Below are 19,925 nucleotides of genomic sequence, written 5' to 3'. Positions count from 1 at the left end.
CTTGCTTTAAGCAAGGCTTTTTAAACATTTCATTATCCTTCAAGTAATAAATCATAAGGATCTTCAAGCAATTGTTTCACACGAACTAGGAACTGTACAGCTTCTTTTCCGTCAACAATTCGATGGTCATAGGATAGAGCAATATACATCATTGGGCGTACTTCGATGCTATCGTCTGGCATAACCATTGCACGTTTTTGGATATTATGCATGCCGAGAATTCCAACTTGCGGAGCGTTCAGAATTGGCGTAGACAACATAGAGCCAAACGTTCCACCATTTGTTATCGTAAATGAACCGCCTTGCAGTTCACTCATTTCCAGCTTCTTATCACGAGCCTTTTTACCGAGATTACCAATTTCTTTTTCGACACCTGCAAAATCTAAACGATCAGCGTCGCGCACAACTGGAACAACTAAACCATCATCTGTAGATACTGCAATACCAATATCGTAGAATTTTTTAATAACAATTTCATTGTCTTGTATCTCAGCATTTAATAGCGGAAATTCTTTCAAAGCACCTACAACTGCTTTAGTAAAGAAAGACATAAACCCTAATTTAACACCGTGTTTTTCAATAAATTTTTCTTTTCTTTCACTACGGAGTTTCATTACGTTCGTTAGATCAACTTCGTTGAATGTTGTTAACATCGCAGCTTCATGTTGTACATCCACTAGACGTTTAGCAATTGTTTGGCGACGACGAGACATTTTCACCCGCTCAACTGGCTTATCAAATTCTGTTTTTTCTTTTGATTTTTTATCCTCTTTTGCTGGTTTGGTATTTTCCTTAGAACTGCTAGCAGCTGCATCCACATCCTCTGGACGAATCCTTCCTAATGGATCGCGTGGACTCACTTTACTTAAGTCTATGTTTAATTCACGAGCACGTTTTCTTGCTGCTGGAGAAGCAATGACATCTCCTTTTGATTGTGTTTCTTCTTTATCCGCTTGCTTGTCTTCTTGTTTTGGTTCCTCTTTTTTCTGCTCATTCTCTTTTGCTTTTGATTCGGCAGGCTCATTTTCTTCTTGTGAAGTATCCCCACCTGCTTCGCTATTTTCGTCAATTTTCGCGATAATGTCACCAACCTCTACATCATCACCCTCTTCACGGATAATTTCGGTAATAACTCCTGAGAAGTCGGAGTTGACTTCCACATTTACTTTATCCGTTTCTAACTCTACTACTGGGTCACCTTTTTCAATATTATCCCCTTTTTTAACCAACCACTCTGCAATGGTTCCTTCGGTAATCGATTCAGCTAGCTCTGGTACTTTAATTTCATTCATTGGAATCTCCTCCTTTTGATGGGCTAATCGCTTGTTGTACGATTTGATTTTGCTCTGTTTTATGCACATTTGGAACACCAACAGATGGTGCTGAACGATTTGGTCGTCCAATATAACGCAATGACTGATCATCTTCTAATAATTCCCTTAAATAATCATCTACAAAATCCCAACTACCCATGTTTTTCGGTTCTTCCTGAACCCAAACAATTTCTTCAAGATTTGGCAATGCCTTTAATTCTTTCTCTAATTGTTTCTTAGGAAATGGATAGATTTGTTCCAATCGTAATACACGTAACCAATCAAATTTTTCTTCCGAATGTTCCATCGCCTCTTCTATATCAACCATTACTTTCCCGCTTCCAATTAACAGGCGTGTAGCATTTTTCTTGCTTACTTTTAAATTAGGCTGTTCGCGCAATGGCTGGAACTTACCTTCTGTAAATTCTTCTGCAGCGGATGCAATCCGTTGATTTCGAATTAAACTACTTTTTGGTGTCATAACAACTAAAGGTCTTGCTTCTTCGCGATTTCTTAAAGCTGCTTGCCTGCGAATTAAATGGAAGAACTGTGCAGATGAAGTTACATAAGCAACAATCCAGTTATTCTCTGCCGCCATTTGTAAGAAACGTTCTAAGCGAGCGCTTGAGTGTTCTGGACCTTGCCCTTCATATCCATGAGGAAGCAGCATCACCATATTGGATTTCTCTCCCCACTTTGCACGAGCAGCGGAAATAAACTGATCAAATACTACCTGCGCTGCATTGGCAAAATCACCAAATTGCGCCTCCCATAAAACTAACGTATTTGTCGCCTGAACACTATACCCATACTCATAGCCTAACACACCTGCTTCAGATAACGGGCTATTACGAATATCAAAAGATGCATGAGCATCTTTTAACGTATGCATTGGACTAAATTTTTCATTCGATTTCACATCATGAATAACCAGATGACGATGTGCAAATGTCCCACGCTCTGTATCTTGACCAGTTAAACGAATAGGAATGCCATCTTTCAAGATAGATGCATATGCCAGTGCCTCTCCAGTGCCCCAATCCGCTTTTCCACCTTCTTCTAAGGAGTTTTGACGGCGTTTGAGTATTTTCTCAAGCTTTTTATAGCTATTAAAACCTCCCGGACGATGCATTAATCCTTCATTTAACTCTTTTAATGTATCTAAGTCAACTGCCGTTTCAAATTGATCCAAGCCATTGGTTAAGGCTTCAGGCATTGGTTTTGAAACACATTCACCCGTTTCATTTTCTTTCATATTATTATATATTTCACGTAATTCTTGTTCTGCTTTATCTTTAATTTCTTTAAATTTATCAGCACTTGCAATTCCTTTTTCTTCGAGCACTTTAGCAAAAACATTGGCAGCCGTTGGATGCTTATCAATTTCTTCATAAAGACCTGGTTGTGTCATTCGTGGTTCATCCATCTCATTATGACCATAACGGCGGTACCCAACTAAATCGATTAGAAAATCTTTATGGAATTTCTGGCGATATTCGTAAGCAATCTTCACAGCAGATACACATGCAATTGGATCATCTGCATTAACGTGTATAATAGGTATTTCAAATCCTTTCGCCAAATCACTTGCATAACGAGTTGATCGTCCATCTACTTGATCCGTCGTATATCCTACAAGGTTATTCGCTATTATATGAAGTGATCCTCCCGTAGAATAACCTGGTAATCCACTCATGTTTAACGTTTCGGCAACAACTCCTTCGCCGATAAAAGCCGCATCACCATGAATAACTACAGGAACTGCCTTATTCGTGTCTTGCTTTGGATAACCGCTTTCTGTCCGATCATCTTGAGCAGCACGAGCAAATCCCTCTACCACTGGATTAACAAATTCTAAATGAGATGGATTATGAGCCAAACGAATTCGAGTTGTATTCTCATCGCCTGGTTCTTTGGTTGCACCATAATGATACTTCACATCACCAGTCCAACCATAATTAATTCCCATTGAACCTTCAGATGGAATAAGCTCCTTGTTCGGAGAGTGGTGAAATTCAGAAAAAATCTTATCATATGGTTTTCCCAAAACATGGGCTAATACTGCTAAACGTCCCCGATGCGCCATTCCCATCATAATGTTTTCGACCTTATCATTTCTTGCATATTTAACAATTTGGTCGAGCATCGGTACCATAGCCTCTAAACCTTCAATAGAAAATCTTTTTTGGCCAACAAACGTCTTTTGTAAAAAGCTCTCAAACCCTTCTACATGTGTAAGGCGTTCAAGTAATTTAACCTTTTCTTCATTCGATAGTTCCAATCGGGCATTTCCCGATTCTATCAAATCCAACAACCATTTGCGTTCGTCATCATTATTTACATGATCGTACTCAAATGTAATGGTACCTGAATAATATTTCTTCAATTCTTTAATAACATCTAACCCGTTTTCAACATTACTTGGTGCTTTTTCCCATAACCATGCAGCTGGCATACTTTTTAGATCTTCATCCGATAAACCGTAAGTTGATGCTTCTACTAATTCAGATTTTCGACCTCTATGACCAACTGGATATATATCTGCTTCCAAATGTCCGAAACGACGAATAGCCTCAACAAGTTTCATTGCTGAGGTGAGTTTTTTTACGTCATTTATAGATGTAGCCTGAGACGGTGCCTCGGCTGAAACAGTTGATTGGGATAACCATTGTGGGGCTCCATGCTCATCGAACATTTTCTTAATGGATGGATCTACTGCCTCTGGATCCTCTTTATACAATTCATATTGTTCTTCTACATACCCCATGTTTGGACCATGAAATTCTGACCAGAATCTCTCATTAGATTCTTCGCGCTGTGCCACCTTTTATACCCCCATTAGAAGTTAGCTTCCCGTTATGAAACGGTATACATTATTCATTCTACATTATAGAACTGACTGATGTTTACTTCAACTAATATACCCTATTTTATTAGTTGAAACAACACAATGTTCCAACGTTGATTATAGTTTAAATTTTCAAATGATTAACTCTATTAAAAAAGGGAAGGATGAACTATATACCAATCCTCTTAGCTAAAAACCATAATTATTCATTGTTTTCCTTCCTTATATTCACATTTTATTAATAATTAGTTATAATAGAGGCAACATTAAGTACTAATGGTCTCTTACATAGAAGGAGGATATGTACATGAAATTAGCTCTATTAATGGGAGTAATCCTTGTATTTGTAACATCATTTTTCACATCAGGGTATGATTCAAAACCTGGTGTACCTAAAAAACAGCAATAAAGTAAGCGCAAACGATTCGCTACAGAAGGTAGCTTTCGTTTGCGCTTTTTATTTTCTAATTTTTCTTATGTCAAGTCAGGAAATCCTTGTTGACGTAATGCTTCATAAATAATAATAGCAGCTGTATTGGATAAATTTAACGATCTTACCTTATCACCCATGTGTATTCGGAGACAACGATCTTCCTTTCCGTATAATAATTCATGTGGAATCCCATTTGTCTCTCGGCCAAAAACAAAAAATAATTCTTCCTGGCAATTACTGAAATCATAGTCTGTGTAATGCTTTTTTCCAAAATTTTCTATATAATAGTATGACCCACTTGGGTATGTTTCATAGAGTTCATCAAGTGAATCATACTCTTGTATATCGACATCTTTCCAATAATCTAGACCAGCTCTTCTCACCATTTTGTCCTCTGTCGAAAATCCAAGTGGATGTATAAGATGTAATGTGGCATTTGTTGCTAGGCAAGTTCTAGCAATATTCCCTGTATTTGCTGGAATTTCTGGCTGATATAAAACAACATGTAAACTCACTTTTCATTCTCCTTACCTACGTACTGCTATTTAGTATATCACTTTTTCTAATAAATCCTGAAAAATTTATATTTAATTTCTGGTGTCCATGCAGTGGAATCCTCATAGGACCAGTATCGATTACGGCTATTGTCGGTATGTGCATTTACAAGCGGCATTCCATACGCATCTTTTGCAACAACAATTGTATTATGATTCCACCGGCCATCTCCTTCAAAATCATAGCAGATAATATCGCCTGGTAGGAGGTCTCCGGCAGATTCCACTTCTTCACCTCTGAGACCTTGTGTCGAACCACTTAAATACCAGCGTAGCGAATGAGCTACAGCCCAACTGAAGCTCCAACTCCCGTTTCCGTACCACCATCCTCTTTCTCTTACAGGTGCACCTCGCATTGGAGCTCCACCAGCAAACATGCATTGAGATACATAATTCGTACAATCCACTTCAAACTTTTTATAAGCAGGATTGTAACTATTCCACCATCTTTCTGCATATTGAACTGCAGCATGACGATCATAGGAAAAACGCGTGGATGTATCACTGCCGATAATATCATCAGGGCTTATGTTTTGTTGTATTTCTGGTTGTTTATTTATTATAAGACGATGGTCACTAATCTCTCCTTGATTGATTTGAAAAGTATATGGATAGACTGATTCCTCCAAGTATAATTGTTCCTGTTGTTTCACTAATAAGGATAAATGCAAATGATAATTATAATGTGTAGCTTGATCATAACGGATTTTTCTATACAGATGGCCATTTCCTTTAATATGAACAATGGAAGCATTTCGTTCTTCGAGCAATGCTTTTTTCCGTTTCCACCAGTCATTATTCCACTGATCTGATTCAAACATGTGGATCCAGTAATCTTTTAATTTTTCCATAAAAAATCCCCTCCATAGAAAGTATATGGAGAGAATGCTTGTCAAACAGCCAAAAATTTCTTAGTTTTGAAAGGCAAGTCCTTTTTCCATTTCAAACAATACTTGCTCATCTGTTTCTTGTTCCATTGCTATCTTTATTGCATGAAATGCTTCCTCCGTACCGATTTTCCCTAGCGACCAGGCTGCAGTACCTCGAATAACCGGCCGAGGATCCTTCGTCATCACATCAATAATCTCTTTTACTGCCGTTTTATCTTTGTAATGCCCAAGAGCAATTAAAGTATTACGCTGAATTGGTTTTTTCCCTCTCCACGATCCAGATATATGCCCAAATGTCGCTTTAAATTCTCTATTTGACAATTTTAACATTGGAATTAGTTTTGGCTTTGATACCTCATGTTCCGGTTCAAACTCGGGATGAATATGAAAGTCAACCTTGTGATTTTTAGGACAAACTACCTGGCATGTATCACAACCATATACACGATTTCCAATCTTGGACCGGAATTCATCTGGTAAGAAGTCTTTTGTTTGGGTTAGAAAGGCAATACAGCGTTGTGCATTCAATTGTCCCCCCTGTACAATTGCCCCTGTAGGACAAGCATCAATACATTTTGTACATGAACCACAGCTATCGTCAACAGGTTCATCTGGTACAAAAGGAACATTAGTAATTAGTTCTCCTAAATAGACAAAAGAACCAAATTCCGGAGTGATAATCGATGTATTCTTTCCGCTAAAACCGATGCCCGCTCGCTCCGCAACAGCTCGATCGGATAATTCCCCCGTATCAACCATTACTTTATTTTTCCCGTCAGGTACTTTATCTTGAATAAAAGCTGCCAGCTTATTTAAACGCTCTCTCATCACGATATGATAATCAACGCCCCATGAAGCTCTGGCAAATAAACCTCGTCGTTCCTCTTTTGTACTCCGAGGAGCATCTTTCATTCTTGAAGGATAAGCCAATGCAATTGATATAATCGATTTTGCCTCTGGAAGTAATTGTGTAGGTTCCGTACGTTCCTCAATTGTACCTTTCTCAAATCCAGATTGGTAGTTTAACGCTTGCTGTCTTTTAAGCCGTTCTTTTAACTCACCAAATACATCTGCAGATGCAAAACCGATTTTATCGATACCTATCTGTTTACTATAATCAATAATTTCTTGTTTTAGTAGATCTGTTTGCATAAGCTTCTTCTCCGTTCTACCTCTGCTTTATAATAGCTGTACGCATCCGATTTAATACTGCTGCAATTTCGAATCTACGTGGACGCGCAAGATCGCCAGGATGCTGATTAGGAAAAGCAGTAATTGACCCTAACCCCTGCTTATCCATTCGTTCTTCAATCTGATCTAGCAATGTACACAACGCAATATCATTCATACCTTGTTTACGGTCTAGATGTTGAATCATTTCAGCTATCATCCTAGTTTGGGAGGCATCAACCAACTGTTCTGTATCTGTAAATGATATATCTGTCTTCCCCATCAATATATGTGTGCGGCCCTTGGCTTGAACTTTTACTCGTTTTCCTTTATTTGTCTGTAAGGATGATTGCTGAAAATAACGATTTCTAACTTTTCCAAATGTCCCCTCTAATGAAGTCTCTCTTTCTAATGGATATTGTTGCATAATTGCTTTTGCATCTATTGTAACATTTGCAGGTATATAGTTTTCCATTCGAATTACTGTATCAGCAGTTGCAAAATAGTCACCTGAACCCCCCATTACTAGTATTGTTGAAACGCCTAATTCATCACGTAGTTGCGTTATTTTATCAATAAATGGTGTTATTGGTTCTTTATTTTGATGAACAAGCAATTGCATTCGATGATCACGAATCATAAAGTTAGTTGCACTTGTATCTTCATCAATTAATAATGTAGATGCACCTGCTTCCAAAGCTTCCATTACATTTGCTGCTTGTGACGTACTGCCACTAGCATTTTCTGTGGAGAAAAAAGTAGTCTCCTGTTCATGAGGGAGATTATTAATAAACGGAGAAATATTTACTCCACTTACTTTACGCCCATCTTCAGCGCGAATTTTTACAGCATTTCTATCCGTTAATACAAATTCTCGGCCATCGCCCGCTACATGCGAATAAACACCACGTTCAATTGCTTGAAGTAGTGTACTCTTACCATGATAGCCACCGCCAACAATTAATGATATACCTTTTTCCACGGCCATTCCTTTTATCGGTTCATCTGTATGAGGAATTTCGATTTCCACTTGGTTTTCTGCAGGACTTTGAAATGGTACAGCTTTTTTTAACGGGCGATTACTTATACCGCTCTCTCTTGGTAAAATGGAGCCATTTGCTAAAAATGCAACCCAATTATTTTCCTTCATTTGCTGACGAACCGCATCTTGTTGATCTGCCAATTTGATGGCTTGATTAATTGCTTCATCTTTTAACGTATACACGGAATTCCTTATAATCGATGGTAATGCTTGGCTAAATAATTTCTCTGCTTCTTTCCCATTAATCTTCCTTCCATTGGCTGGCAATCCAACAGAAATGCAAATAACAATTGATTGTGTCGTAATTTGTACAGCACTTCGTTCCAATATTTCTTGTCCTGGACGATCGAATAGAATCAATCCACTCTTACCAGAACCTTTTATAAATGAAGCTTCATTAGTCACTGCTTCCCCTATTATTCTTCCGAAAGCGTCTTCTGTAGCAATTTTTCTAGAAGTAGTCTCCAACCATTCTGGATAAACATATCGCTTACGCTTAGGGATCGTTATGCGTAATTTAGAAGGAGTGGCAAAAGGGTCTCCTTGGACATAATCAATATCTAAATCGTAGTTTTCATGTTCGTAATGACCTTGAATACTTTTATAAGCCTTATAACCTTTATTATCAATTCGCTTTAATATAGACAATAATTTCTTCATATAATCACCTCAAGTAGCCAAGTATAGTCGTTTCAACGTAATATTCTACGTCCAAGATTGTACATGCTTAACTTACATAAGTAAAACAACTTTAGTTTTCTAAATAAATTAAAAACGCAATACTTCGTACCTTCCATTACGAAATACTGCGTTAAGACATATGTATGGAGCGGGTGAAGGGAATCGAACCCTCGTCATCAGCTTGGAAGGCTGAGGTTTTACCATTAAACTACACCCGCAATGTATGTAAAAATTATTTATCATTTTTTCGAACGCAGTGTTAATTATAGCAATTAGGTTTTACGAAATCAAGAGGTTTTTTAATTTTTTTCGACAAAAATTTAATAAAATAATAACAAAGCTTACAGCTATTTAAAAAATATTTCTTTTTTCTACTGTTTTCCCCCTAGAGGCAGGTATTACTCCTTTTAAGCGCTCGTTCTAAAAGTTTGAATTTCCAATGAGAAAGGATTTACATTGTGTTTTAGAAGTTATAGAATAGTCATAAGTTTTAGGGAGGAGAGAGAGAATGGCTATTTATCCAATTGTATTAACACAGCAAACATTTACTCATCAAGATAATTTAACCTATCCATTTGAAGAACGTGGATTACAATTTGGAGATGGTATATATGAAGTAATCCGTATATATAATGGTTCATACTATTTACTGAATGAACATGTTGATCGTTTGTTTCGTTCGCTAGATGCAGTAAAAATTAAACTTCCTGCTACGAAAGAGGAAATTACAGATTTGTTACTCCATTTATTAGAAAAGAATGAAATGACATCCGATGGGAAAGTATATTTACAAGTAACGCGCGGATCTGCTCCAAGAGATCATGTATTTCCTGCCGATGTACCAGCAAACTTGTATGCGTATGTACAAGATTTACCTCGTCATCTAGAAAACCTTCAAAAAGGAGTCTCTACTATTACGGAGCCAGATGTGCGCTGGGAGAATTGTTATATAAAAAGTTTAAATCTGTTACCTAATGTACTTGCCAAGCAAGAAGCAAAAGAACAAGGCTGCTATGAAGCTATCTTACATCGTGATGACCTTGTAACTGAATGCAGCTCATCAAATATTTATATAGTAAAGAACGGCGTTATTTACACGCACCCAGCAACCAACCGAATCTTACATGGTTGTGTTCGTATGCGCGTTGAAAAGTTCGCAACCGATCTTTCTATTTCTTTTAATGAAAGTGGCTTTACCAAAGATGATCTGTTTGATGCAGATGAAGTTTTCTTGTCTAGTAGCACTTCTGAGGTTATGCCTGTCATCCGAATTAATCAAAAACAAATTCAAGATGGTACACCTGGGCCGATAACTCGTAAATTACAACAAGAATATGAACGTGATGCGAATATAACAGAAAACAATATAACGCATTCCCTTTAATTTATCGAAAAAGCACCTTGCATCATTTGTGAGGTGCTTTTCTATTAATTGCGATTAATGGAAACCCCCACTGTAAAGATACTTAATTAAATTCAGTTTTTCCCGTTTAGGAGGTTTTACTTCATGAAGAGAATAATGATTATTGGTAGCGGAGGTTCTGGTAAGTCAACGTTAGCAAAACAATTGGGTAAGCTACTTCATCTCCCTGTCCATCATATGGATGCAATATTTTGGCAACCTGGATGGGTCGCTATTGAACGAGAACAACTCGTAGAAGAAACAATCAACATTATGAAAACAGACAATTGGATTATTGATGGGAATTACAGTGCATCAATGGAGATACGTATGCAACAAGCAGATACGATTATTTTCTTGCATTACCGAACAATACAATGTCTGTATGGCATCATAAAAAGACGGATTCAACACCGTAACAAAACCCGTCCAGACATGGGAAAGGATTGTAAGGAAAAAATTGACCTCGAATTCTTCAATTGGGTACGTACATTTAATAAGAAAAAGGCTCCGCTAATTTATCAACGCCTTTCTAAATATAAGAACAAAAACATTCTTATCTTCAAAAACAGAAAAGAATTAAATAACTTCCTGAAAAATCTAAATCATCACCGTAGTGTCGATTGATTCGAAAGTCGAAATAGTTTAAACTATTAAAAAATCATTTATTTTAATAGAGGAGGAAAATAATGAGTAAGCATAGACGCAAGCTGACTTCTGAAGACATATTGAATCTAGAAGTATTTAGTGACCCACAATTCACACCCGATGGCCAAGCGTTCACCTATGTATCTACCACAATTAATGATAAAAAAGACTATCAGTCTCAACTTTTTTACCAAAGCTTAAATGACAACAATGCAATTCCTTGGACATTTGACAACGATAAAAATACACATCTTCGATTTTCTCCTGATGGGAAGAGAGCAGTATTTCAATCTACTAGAAGTGGTCTCCCTCAATTATGGTTGATCAATACCGATGGAGGGGAGGCACAGCAATTAACTACCTTTAAGCATGGTGCGACAAACCCTACGTGGACAAAGGATGGACAATTTATTCTCTTTAGCGCATTATTAGAAAACGATGATGATATACATAATCAACAGGAAATGACGAAAGAAGAGAAGCAAAAAATAAAATCTGCTAAACAGGAGCACCCCCTCGTTGTTAATCGCTTAAAATATAAATCAGATGCAAAAGGATTTCATGATAATAAAAAGACACAGATCATTCGCATGAATATCCAAGATGGTTCTGTTACTCAATTAACGCAAGCGGATACGGATCATGCCTTTCAAGATATCTCTCCCGATGGGAAAACCGTTTTAATAGCAGCAAATTTAAATGATGAAGCGGATCAAGAGTCGTCTAACGATCTCTATTTACTTGACATCGCAACTCAAAAGATGAACAAATTAACCACTAAACATGGTTCCTATCAGCAAGCTTCCTTCTCTCCGGATGGAAGCAAAATCGCTTGTTTTGGGCACGATTTTGCATATAAAGGAGCTACACTAACCGAATTATACATTTTCGACTGTCAATCCTTAGAACAAACCTGTCTTAGTACCAATTGGAATTTCCAGCTTGGTGATGCGATGATAGGCGATACCCGTCTAGGTACATCAGAAACTGGTCCAACTTGGAATCAGGATGGCTCCACCATTTTCTTTATTGCAACGAGAGAAGGTGCAACCGAATTACACCAAATCGAATTGACAGCTAACCACCAAGTACTATACTCGGACGATAATCATGTTTTTGGTTTTACCTATGACGTTGTAAATGATCAATTGATTCTTGGAATCAGTACTCCGACTGATCCTTGTAATTTTTATTTATTAAATGAGGATTTAAGTCTTTCACAACTTACCAATGGAAATAAAACAGTAAAAGATCAGATTGCATTTGAAAAGCCTGAAACCTTGTGGATTAAAACAGAGGATAATGTAGAAATTCAAGGATGGCTTATTCGGCCATATCATTTTACAGAAGGAAAGAAGTATCCGATGATCCTGGAGATTCACGGTGGTCCTCATGCTATGTATGGCCAAACCTTCTTTTTCGAACTACAATTACTTGCAGCACAAGGATATGTCGTTCTATATACAAACCCAAGAGGCAGCCATGGTTATGATCAACATTTTGTGGATGCATGCCGCATGGACTATGGCGGAGGGGATTATCATGATGTGATGCAGGCTGTTAACCATGCTGTTCAAATGTATAGCTTTATAGATAAAGACCGTCTAGGTGTTACAGGAGGAAGTTATGGAGGCTTTATGACAAACTGGATTGTTGGGCATACGAATTGTTTTAAAGCTGCTGTTACGCAACGGTCGATATCGAATTGGCTTAGCTTCTACGGTGTAAGCGATATAGGTTACTTCTTTACAGAATGGGAACATGGTTTGAACTTATTAGACGATCCATCAAAATTATGGGAAATTTCCCCTCTGAAATATGCAGCAGATGTAGAAACACCTTTATTAATCCTGCATGGAGAAAATGATTATCGTTGTCCAATTGAACAAGGGGAACAGTTATTTATTACTTTAAAGCATTTAAAGAAAGAAGTAGAATTTGTGCGTTTTCCAGAGGCTAATCACGAACTGAGCAGAAGCGGAAAACCAAATATGCGAATTGAACGACTCAATCATATTTGTCGATGGTTTGAGAAATACGTATAGAATAGGTTAAGGGTAGGTAACTCGAAAGCCGAAAGTGTTCTAATGAGGGATGACGAAACTCGTCCTTTGCGGACAATGTCGGCAAACCCCTCTGCTAGGGTAAGGAAGCTGAAACCGCACCCGTGGAAAGCGACGTATCCTGACGGAGCGATGATAGAACCAGTTTTATGTAAATAAATCATCCGAACGGATTCGAGTGAAATCGTTCGGATGATGATAGAAATAAGCTACTTTGGTCCTCGTCTCTTTAACTTATGGTCTGCTTTCTTCTCTTCCTTTTACTGCACTTATGTATCAGTTATAAAGAATTATAAGAAGTGAGACTTTTAACGAAGAATAGATGCTTTCTTAGGAATACGATTAAGATAATCTTGTAAAGCATACACATCATCGTTAACAGCAGCAGATCCAACTAGGTACATTGCTTTAAATTTCTCCAAACTTGTATAGCATGGTATTTGATAACGTGTAGCAAGTTCTCGAATATAAAAACCTATTTTCTCTTTCTCCCTTCCTTGTTCAGGAATATTTACGATCATGTCAGGCTTTTCTTTTTCAAATGATTCGTAAATACGCTCTCTATCTTTCAGAACCGAAGCTGCGGGTAAACCATGTGAAATTAGATAGTTAGCAGTCCCCTTCGTTGCTATAATAGTAGCTCCCTTTTCAGCACAGTTTTGAAAACAGGCAAGGCTTTCTTCCTTCATACGATCAGCAATTGAAGCAAAAATAATTGGATTAGATGGACGATTATTTGAAACTAATTTTGCAAAAGCCTTTTCTTTACATTTGGACATCGCTATTGCTTCACCAGTCGATTTCATTTCTGGACCTAAAAGGTGATCAACTCCCTTTAACTTTCCAGCTGAAAAAACAGGAGCCTTGATAGAAATATAATGCGGTTCGCTACAAAGGCCAGTTTGGGGTGCCAAGTTTTGTATTGTTTGACCCAATTGTACATTTACGGCAAGTTCAATCATTGCAATATCTGTTACTTTGCTAATAAAAGGAACTGTTCGTGACGAACGAGGATTTACTTCTAATACAAAAACGGTATCATGAAAAATGACAAATTGAATATTCATCATCCCAACAATCGGAACTGACTGAGCAATGGTTTGTGATATATTTGTGATTTTCCGTTTTTCAGAATCACTTAAAGAAAATGGCGGAAACACTGCCATGCTATCACCTGAGTGAACTCCAGCTTTTTCTACATGCTCAAATATCCCTGGAATAATAATGTCTTTTCCATCGCTAATAACATCAACTTCACACTCCTTCCCGGGCAGATAAGGATCGATCAGTAGTGGCCAACAACGATCATTGGTGTCATATTGTATTCGCGTAACAAAATGATACAATTCTTCTTGGTTATAGCAAATAAACATGGATTGCCCACCAATTACATAGGAAGGGCGAATAAGCACGGGAAAACCTAATTCTTTCGTAGATACTGTTAATTCATCTATATTCTTAACAATATGCCCTTTAATATGGTCAATAGATAAGCTATCTAATAGTTGATAAAATTGTTCACGATCTTCCATTTGATCGATATTTTCTGGTGCTGTTCCTAAAACCTCAACCCCTTCTTTTTTTAAACCATTCGCTAGGTTGATAGCCGTTTGACCTCCAAATTGAACGAGTACTCCATCCACTGCTTCTTTATATACAACCGATAATACATCTTCTAAAGCTAATGGTTCAAAATATAATCGATCAGCAACTGAATAATCTGTGCTCACCGTTTCAGGGTTATTATTCATCACAATTGCTTCATATCCAAGCTCCTTTACCGCTATGGCAGCATGTACTGAACAATAATCAAATTCAACGCCTTGTCCGATACGAATTGGACCAGAACCCAATACAAGAATTTTCTTTTTATCATATTTTACTGACACTTCATCCTGCCCATGCCAAGTAGAGTAATAATAAGGAGTAATTGCATCAAATTCTCCTGCGCACGTATCTACTAATTTGTAGCTTGGTTTCATTTGCATGTACTGATATTTCTGCCGTAAGACGGTGGCAGTAGTGTTCAGTAACTCAGCAATACGTTCATCACTGATATTGAAACGTTTGGCTTGTTGTAATGTATCTCTCGAAATAGATGTAATGGTTTCATTTGTAATTAATTGTTCTAAATAAAAGATCCTCTCCATTTTCCGCAAATACCATGGATCGATTTGAGTAACTTGAGTCAGTTCCTCAATACAATAACCTCGTTCTAGAGCCTCATAAATAGCAAACAATCGTAAATCATTTGGTACTTCCAGAAGTTGCAACAGTTGCTTTGGCGTTTTTTCATGCATTTTAGGCCAATGCATACAATAAACATTCATCTCCAACGAACGTACAGCCTTATTTAAAGCTGCCTCAAATGTACGGTCAATTGCCATTACCTCGCCAGTGGCCTTCATTTGTGTACCTAACGTACGATCCGCCTCTGTAAATTTATCGTAGGGGAATCGAGGTAGCTTGACGACGACATAATCCAGCGCAGGTTCAAATGATGCATATGTATTTTCCGTAATTGGATTACTAATTTCATCCAATTGATATCCAAGCGCGCATTTCGTAGCAATTCTAGCAATTGGGTAACCAGTGGCCTTAGATGCTAGAGCAGATGAGCGACTAACCCTGGGATTTACTTCAATAATGCAATATTCATTTGAATTCGGATCTAAGGCAAATTGAATATTACAGCCACCAACAACCCCAAGTGCCCGGATGACTTTTAATGAAGAGGCACGCAGCAATTGATACTGTGTATCAGATAATGTTTGGGATGGTGCCACTACCATGGAATCTCCAGTATGCACACCTACCGGATCCATATTTTCCATATTGCACACAATGATACAAGTATCATTTGCATCCCGCATGACTTCATATTCAACTTCTTTCCAACCTTTAATACTCTTTTCAACTAATACTTGGTGAATGGGACTTAACTCTAGAGCCTTCTGCAGATGATTAAGCAGTTCCGATTCATCGTATGCAAATCCACCACCTTCACCACCAAGTGTATATGCTGGACGTAAAATAACCGGATATCCAATCTCGATAGCAAAGTCAACACCTTCTTGGACAGTTTCCACTACTTTTGACGCGGAAACAGGTTCATTTAAATCTAGCATTAACTGACGAAATAATTCTCTACTTTCTCCTTTTTGAATAGAGTCTACAGATGTACCAAGGATTTCAACCTGATGTTCAGCTAAGACGCCCTTATCATGTAAAGCTATCGTCAAATTTAATCCAGTTTGACCGCCAAGAGTACCAATCAATCCATCTGGCTTCTCCTTTGCGATAATAATTTCAAGCGTCGCTACATTCAACGGCTCCATATATACTTTATCCGCTATCTGTTTATCTGTCATAATTGTTGCAGGATTATTATTAGCTAAAATGACTTCAATTCCCTCTTCCTTCAATGTCAAACAAGCTTGTGTACCAGCATAATCAAACTCAGCCGCTTGACCAATCACAATAGGTCCTGATCCAATTACAAGTACTTTCTTTAAAGTTGTACGCTTTCCCATACCTGTTTCCCCCCTGATAATCTTGCTGTTTCGATAAAATCAGTAAAAATATATTCCGTATCACTGGGACCTGGATGTGCTTCTGGATGAAATTGAACCGATGTAATTGGTAATTTTTTGTGCTTCATTCCTTCTACCGAACCATCGTTCACATTTTTAAAAAGCAGTTGAAAATCTTCTGAATTTATACCATCAGCTAACACTACATATCCATGGTTTTGTGACGTCATATTCACTTTTCCTGTCACTAGATTTTTCACAGGATGGTTAGCTCCACGATGGCCAAATGGCATTTTTTCTGTTCTGCCACCAAAGGCTAAAGCAATTAATTGGTGGCCTAAGCATATTCCTAAAGTTGGATAATTTTCAGAAAGATGTTTGATTAGTGGAAAATGTGCATGTAAATCTTTGGGATCTCCAGGACCATTGCTAATGATAACTCCATCAGGATATAGTTCCTCAATCTCGTTATAAGAAGTTGAGTTCGGTACAATTGTCACCTTACAATGTTCATGAATTAAAGCTTCAACAATTGATTTTTTATACCCAAAGTCAATCAATACAATATGACAGTTTCCTCTACCCATTACAACTGGCCGTTTCACACTGACTTGTTCAACAAGAGTACGACTGTTCGGAATATTGAACTTATGTATATAATCAGGAAAAACCTTTTCTAACACAATTCTTCCTTTAACAGTTTGATATTTTCTAATAGTTGAAACAAGCGATCGCGTATCTACATGTTTAAGCCCTGGTATCGCAGCTGCTTTTAAATTCTGTGATAAAGTCATCTCCGATTCAAAATGGCTCGGTTCATCACAAACATCATTTAATATTACGGCAGCAGCTTGAACCGTATTACTTTCATAGTTATATGAACTTATCCCATAATTACCGATAATGGGGTAAGATAAAGTTAGTATTTGACCAGCATAAGATGGATCAGTAAGCATTTCTTGATATCCAGTCATACTGGTATTAAACACAACTTCACCAGCAACCTCGCTCTCATATCCTATCCAATCTCCGGTAAATGTTTCACCAGTTTCTAACACGAGATATCCTTTTGTCATTTATCTTTCACCCCTATACTATATTTTTTTAATTATTGACTATTATAGTTTTCCGCCATCAATTTATCAAGCATATTTATTAGTTTTATTTTATAATTATTCATAATAACATCTATTTTATGCGTTTTTTTGCATATAAAAGGAATAAAAATACAATAAGGGCTGAAAAACAGCCCTTTTATCCTTTATTTGCTTTTTGTACGAAAGAAAACGTTCCATTCATGGAGACATCGTATAAAAAAGGTTTCCTGTTGTTATCACAGGAAACCAAATGACTAATTAATATATTTTTCTAAGAAACGATTTAATTTATCAATATATTTTTCTTTATGGGTAACAAATGCTTCTCCATGGCCAGCATTATCAAATGTTATTAAATCCGCTTCACTTTTCGTATTTTCATATAATTCCTGACTCATCCTAGTAGGGACAAATGTGTCTGAATTCCCATGAATATAAAGGATTGGCGTTTCTGATTTCTTCACTTGATTAAGCGCAGAGGCTTCTTGTAAACCATAGCCTGCTCGCATTTTCGTAATAACACTCGTACTTGGTAAGACAGGAAACGCTGGCAAATGGAACATCCGATCCATCTGATAATCGAACATATCGTAAACACTTGTATATGGGCTATCTGCAACAATTGCCTTCACATTATCTGGTAATTCCTCACCACTTGCCATTAAAACGGTAGCAGCTCCCATAGAAACACCATGTAATATGATTTCCGTATCTTCCCCTTGCTCTTCAATTACTCTATTAATCCAGTCCAAATAATCAATACGATCATGCCAGCCGAACCCTATATAATCTCCCTGACTTTCGCCATGACCTCTTAGATCAGCCGTAAACATATTATAACCTAGTTCCTCATAATAATATTGCCCAAACATCCCCATATCCATAGCATTACCTAGATATCCATGTGCAAATATAACCGTTTTATTTGTTTCTTCCTCTGCCTCTAAGTAATATCCTTGTAATTGAAGGTCATCGTAAGATGTCATTTTCCAAGTTTCAAAATCTTGGTTGCGAACCCAATCCCTCCAATCTCCTTCTAGCATTTCATCTAAAGCTTCAGCTGAAACCTCTAAATCCGAATTGTCTTGAAGAAAATCTTTCACATTACGAGCGATCGCTAAATTATAAAAATAAAAACTAGCTATGATATCTATTACTAAAAGGATCGCAAGTAGTCCGATCCCTATCCGAATCCATGTTTTTTTCTTCAAACTCGCTCTCCTCCCTTTTAAAGCATTACCCTTTCTATTATACAGGAGAACAAGTTTCATCATAACCTTTTTTCATTGGTACTTGTTTACAATAAAGCAAACAAACTATATTCACTCCAATCTAAAAAGCTTCTGTACCTCTTTTTTCATGTGGAGCAGGACGATATGTAAAATAAAATCTAAAAAGGGCCGGACACAATTAAAAAAGGTAACCAAAAGCCAAATGATAAAACAGGAATGAAATGAAATAAACACTGATAAGGGTGCCGTTAACATACGAAGCAAAACAGCACGAGTGGAAGATCCCTCAGGAAAGTGTTCAGATGAGGGGCAACGAATCTCGTCCTTTGCGGATAATGACGGCATCCACCTGCCGAGGCAAGGAAGGTGAAACCGTGTCCGCGGAAAGCGAAGTATGTTGACGAAGCAATAATAGAACTTGTTTTATGTAAACAAGTAATCCGAACGGATTCGAGTGAAATCGTTCGGATTATGATAGGAATAAGCTACTTTTTGTCTCAGTCTCTATTCTAGTTCATCTTTGCTTTTACTTCCTTCAATTGTTCAATATGCCGCATTTCATGATAGCCAACAAACGGAATATATTGATATAAGCTTAGCTCACCAAAAGCAGGATGCGGATATGCTTTCTCCCTTAATGTCTTCTTATCTGCTGTCTTTTCTAAATTTTGTAGTCCTTCATGACTTGCCGCAAGCTTTTGTTTCATTTCTTCCAAGGTGGCAAATGCTTCACTTGGTATAGCAAATTCTGGAGCGTCTACTTTAACAGAACGATTAACAGTAAAATGAATGGGTTTCTCATCCACTGTTTTCGTATCACCAAGAATTATTTGTTGTTGAATTGTCTTTGTAATGGCTGCTTCCATTAAAAAAAGATGCTCAAGAATTTGCTTCACTGACCATTGATCAGTTGACGGTTTTAGGTTTAATTGTTCATCTGTTAGTCCACTTACTTCAGACAACAACGTTTCACGTGCCTGTTCGTTTATTTGCACCATCATCAACTCCTTCAACCAATT

General features: G+C 37.4%; 13 protein-coding genes and 1 tRNA gene. 3 read left to right on the top strand and 11 right to left on the bottom strand.

The window, feature by feature from the left end; all coding sequences use genetic code 11:
* Window positions 1-32 precede the first annotated feature (32 nt).
* From odhB to JKP73_RS16275, 7 genes are all read right to left on the bottom strand, one after another.
* Window positions 33-1,292: a 2-oxoglutarate dehydrogenase complex dihydrolipoyllysine-residue succinyltransferase gene (odhB, locus tag JKP73_RS16305; RefSeq protein ID WP_160807365.1), complete on the bottom strand. Its 1,260-nt coding sequence runs from the start codon at window positions 1,290-1,292 to the stop codon at window positions 33-35.
* Window positions 1,285-4,137: a 2-oxoglutarate dehydrogenase E1 component gene (locus tag JKP73_RS16300; protein ID WP_160807366.1), complete on the bottom strand. Its 2,853-nt coding sequence runs from the start codon at window positions 4,135-4,137 to the stop codon at window positions 1,285-1,287. Before JKP73_RS16300 ends, odhB begins: the two co-directional genes overlap by 8 nt.
* Window positions 4,138-4,635: 498 nt before the next feature.
* Entirely contained in the window at window positions 4,636-5,109 is a 474-nt protein-coding gene (locus JKP73_RS16295; RefSeq protein WP_021292146.1) for a tRNA (cytidine(34)-2'-O)-methyltransferase, read from the bottom strand.
* 47 nt (window positions 5,110-5,156) lie between these two features.
* Window positions 5,157-5,999, bottom strand: a complete 843-nt coding sequence (locus JKP73_RS16290) for an amidase domain-containing protein (RefSeq protein WP_200411551.1) — start codon at window positions 5,997-5,999, stop codon at window positions 5,157-5,159.
* A gap of 60 nt (window positions 6,000-6,059) precedes the next feature.
* On the bottom strand, window positions 6,060-7,190 hold the full coding sequence (queG, locus tag JKP73_RS16285) for a tRNA epoxyqueuosine(34) reductase QueG (RefSeq protein ID WP_160807367.1): 1,131 nt from the start codon (window positions 7,188-7,190) through the stop codon (window positions 6,060-6,062).
* 16 nt (window positions 7,191-7,206) lie between these two features.
* Window positions 7,207-8,910, bottom strand: a complete 1,704-nt coding sequence (locus tag JKP73_RS16280) for an ABC-ATPase domain-containing protein (RefSeq protein ID WP_038245693.1) — start codon at window positions 8,908-8,910, stop codon at window positions 7,207-7,209.
* A gap of 165 nt (window positions 8,911-9,075) precedes the next feature.
* Window positions 9,076-9,149 (bottom strand) — tRNA-Gly (locus tag JKP73_RS16275).
* A gap of 290 nt (window positions 9,150-9,439) precedes the next feature.
* Here JKP73_RS16275 and dat point away from each other — a divergent pair.
* From dat to JKP73_RS16260, 3 genes are all read left to right on the top strand, one after another.
* On the top strand, window positions 9,440-10,315 hold the full coding sequence (dat, locus tag JKP73_RS16270) for a D-amino-acid transaminase (RefSeq protein ID WP_038245694.1): 876 nt from the start codon (window positions 9,440-9,442) through the stop codon (window positions 10,313-10,315).
* A 123-nt stretch (window positions 10,316-10,438) separates the two neighbouring features.
* Window positions 10,439-10,960, top strand: a complete 522-nt coding sequence (locus JKP73_RS16265; RefSeq protein WP_021292076.1) for a DNA topology modulation protein — start codon at window positions 10,439-10,441, stop codon at window positions 10,958-10,960.
* Window positions 10,961-11,022: 62 nt separating this feature from the next.
* Window positions 11,023-13,026, top strand: a complete 2,004-nt coding sequence (locus JKP73_RS16260) for a S9 family peptidase (RefSeq protein ID WP_160807368.1) — start codon at window positions 11,023-11,025, stop codon at window positions 13,024-13,026.
* Window positions 13,027-13,352: 326 nt separating this feature from the next.
* Here the strand turns inward: JKP73_RS16260 and carB are convergent, their stop codons facing one another.
* The 4 genes from carB to JKP73_RS16240 all read right to left on the bottom strand — a co-directional run bounded on the left by carB (window position 13,353) and on the right by JKP73_RS16240 (window position 19,907).
* Entirely contained in the window at window positions 13,353-16,577 is a 3,225-nt protein-coding gene (gene carB / locus JKP73_RS16255; RefSeq protein WP_200411550.1) for a carbamoyl-phosphate synthase (glutamine-hydrolyzing) large subunit, read from the bottom strand.
* Window positions 16,556-17,653 (bottom strand): carbamoyl phosphate synthase small subunit, encoded by a 1,098-nt coding sequence (locus tag JKP73_RS16250; protein ID WP_021292073.1) that lies wholly within the window; start codon window positions 17,651-17,653, stop codon window positions 16,556-16,558. Before JKP73_RS16250 ends, carB begins: the two co-directional genes overlap by 22 nt.
* Before the next feature lie 275 nt (window positions 17,654-17,928).
* Window positions 17,929-18,885 carry an alpha/beta hydrolase gene (locus JKP73_RS16245; RefSeq protein ID WP_234447129.1) on the bottom strand — a complete coding sequence of 319 codons (957 nt, stop codon included), beginning with the start codon at window positions 18,883-18,885 and terminating at the stop codon, window positions 17,929-17,931.
* Between the two features lie 530 nt (window positions 18,886-19,415).
* The gene (locus tag JKP73_RS16240) at window positions 19,416-19,907 is read right to left on the bottom strand and encodes a DinB family protein (protein WP_031335724.1); all 492 of its coding nucleotides are present in this window, start codon (window positions 19,905-19,907) and stop codon (window positions 19,416-19,418) included.
* Window positions 19,908-19,925: the final 18 nt, after the last annotated feature.

It is taken from the genome of Virgibacillus salexigens (genome assembly GCF_014905415.1).
In the GTDB taxonomy this organism is placed as follows: domain Bacteria; phylum Bacillota; class Bacilli; order Bacillales; family Amphibacillaceae; genus Virgibacillus; species Virgibacillus salexigens.
This window is presented reverse-complemented; position numbering and strand designations above follow the sequence as displayed.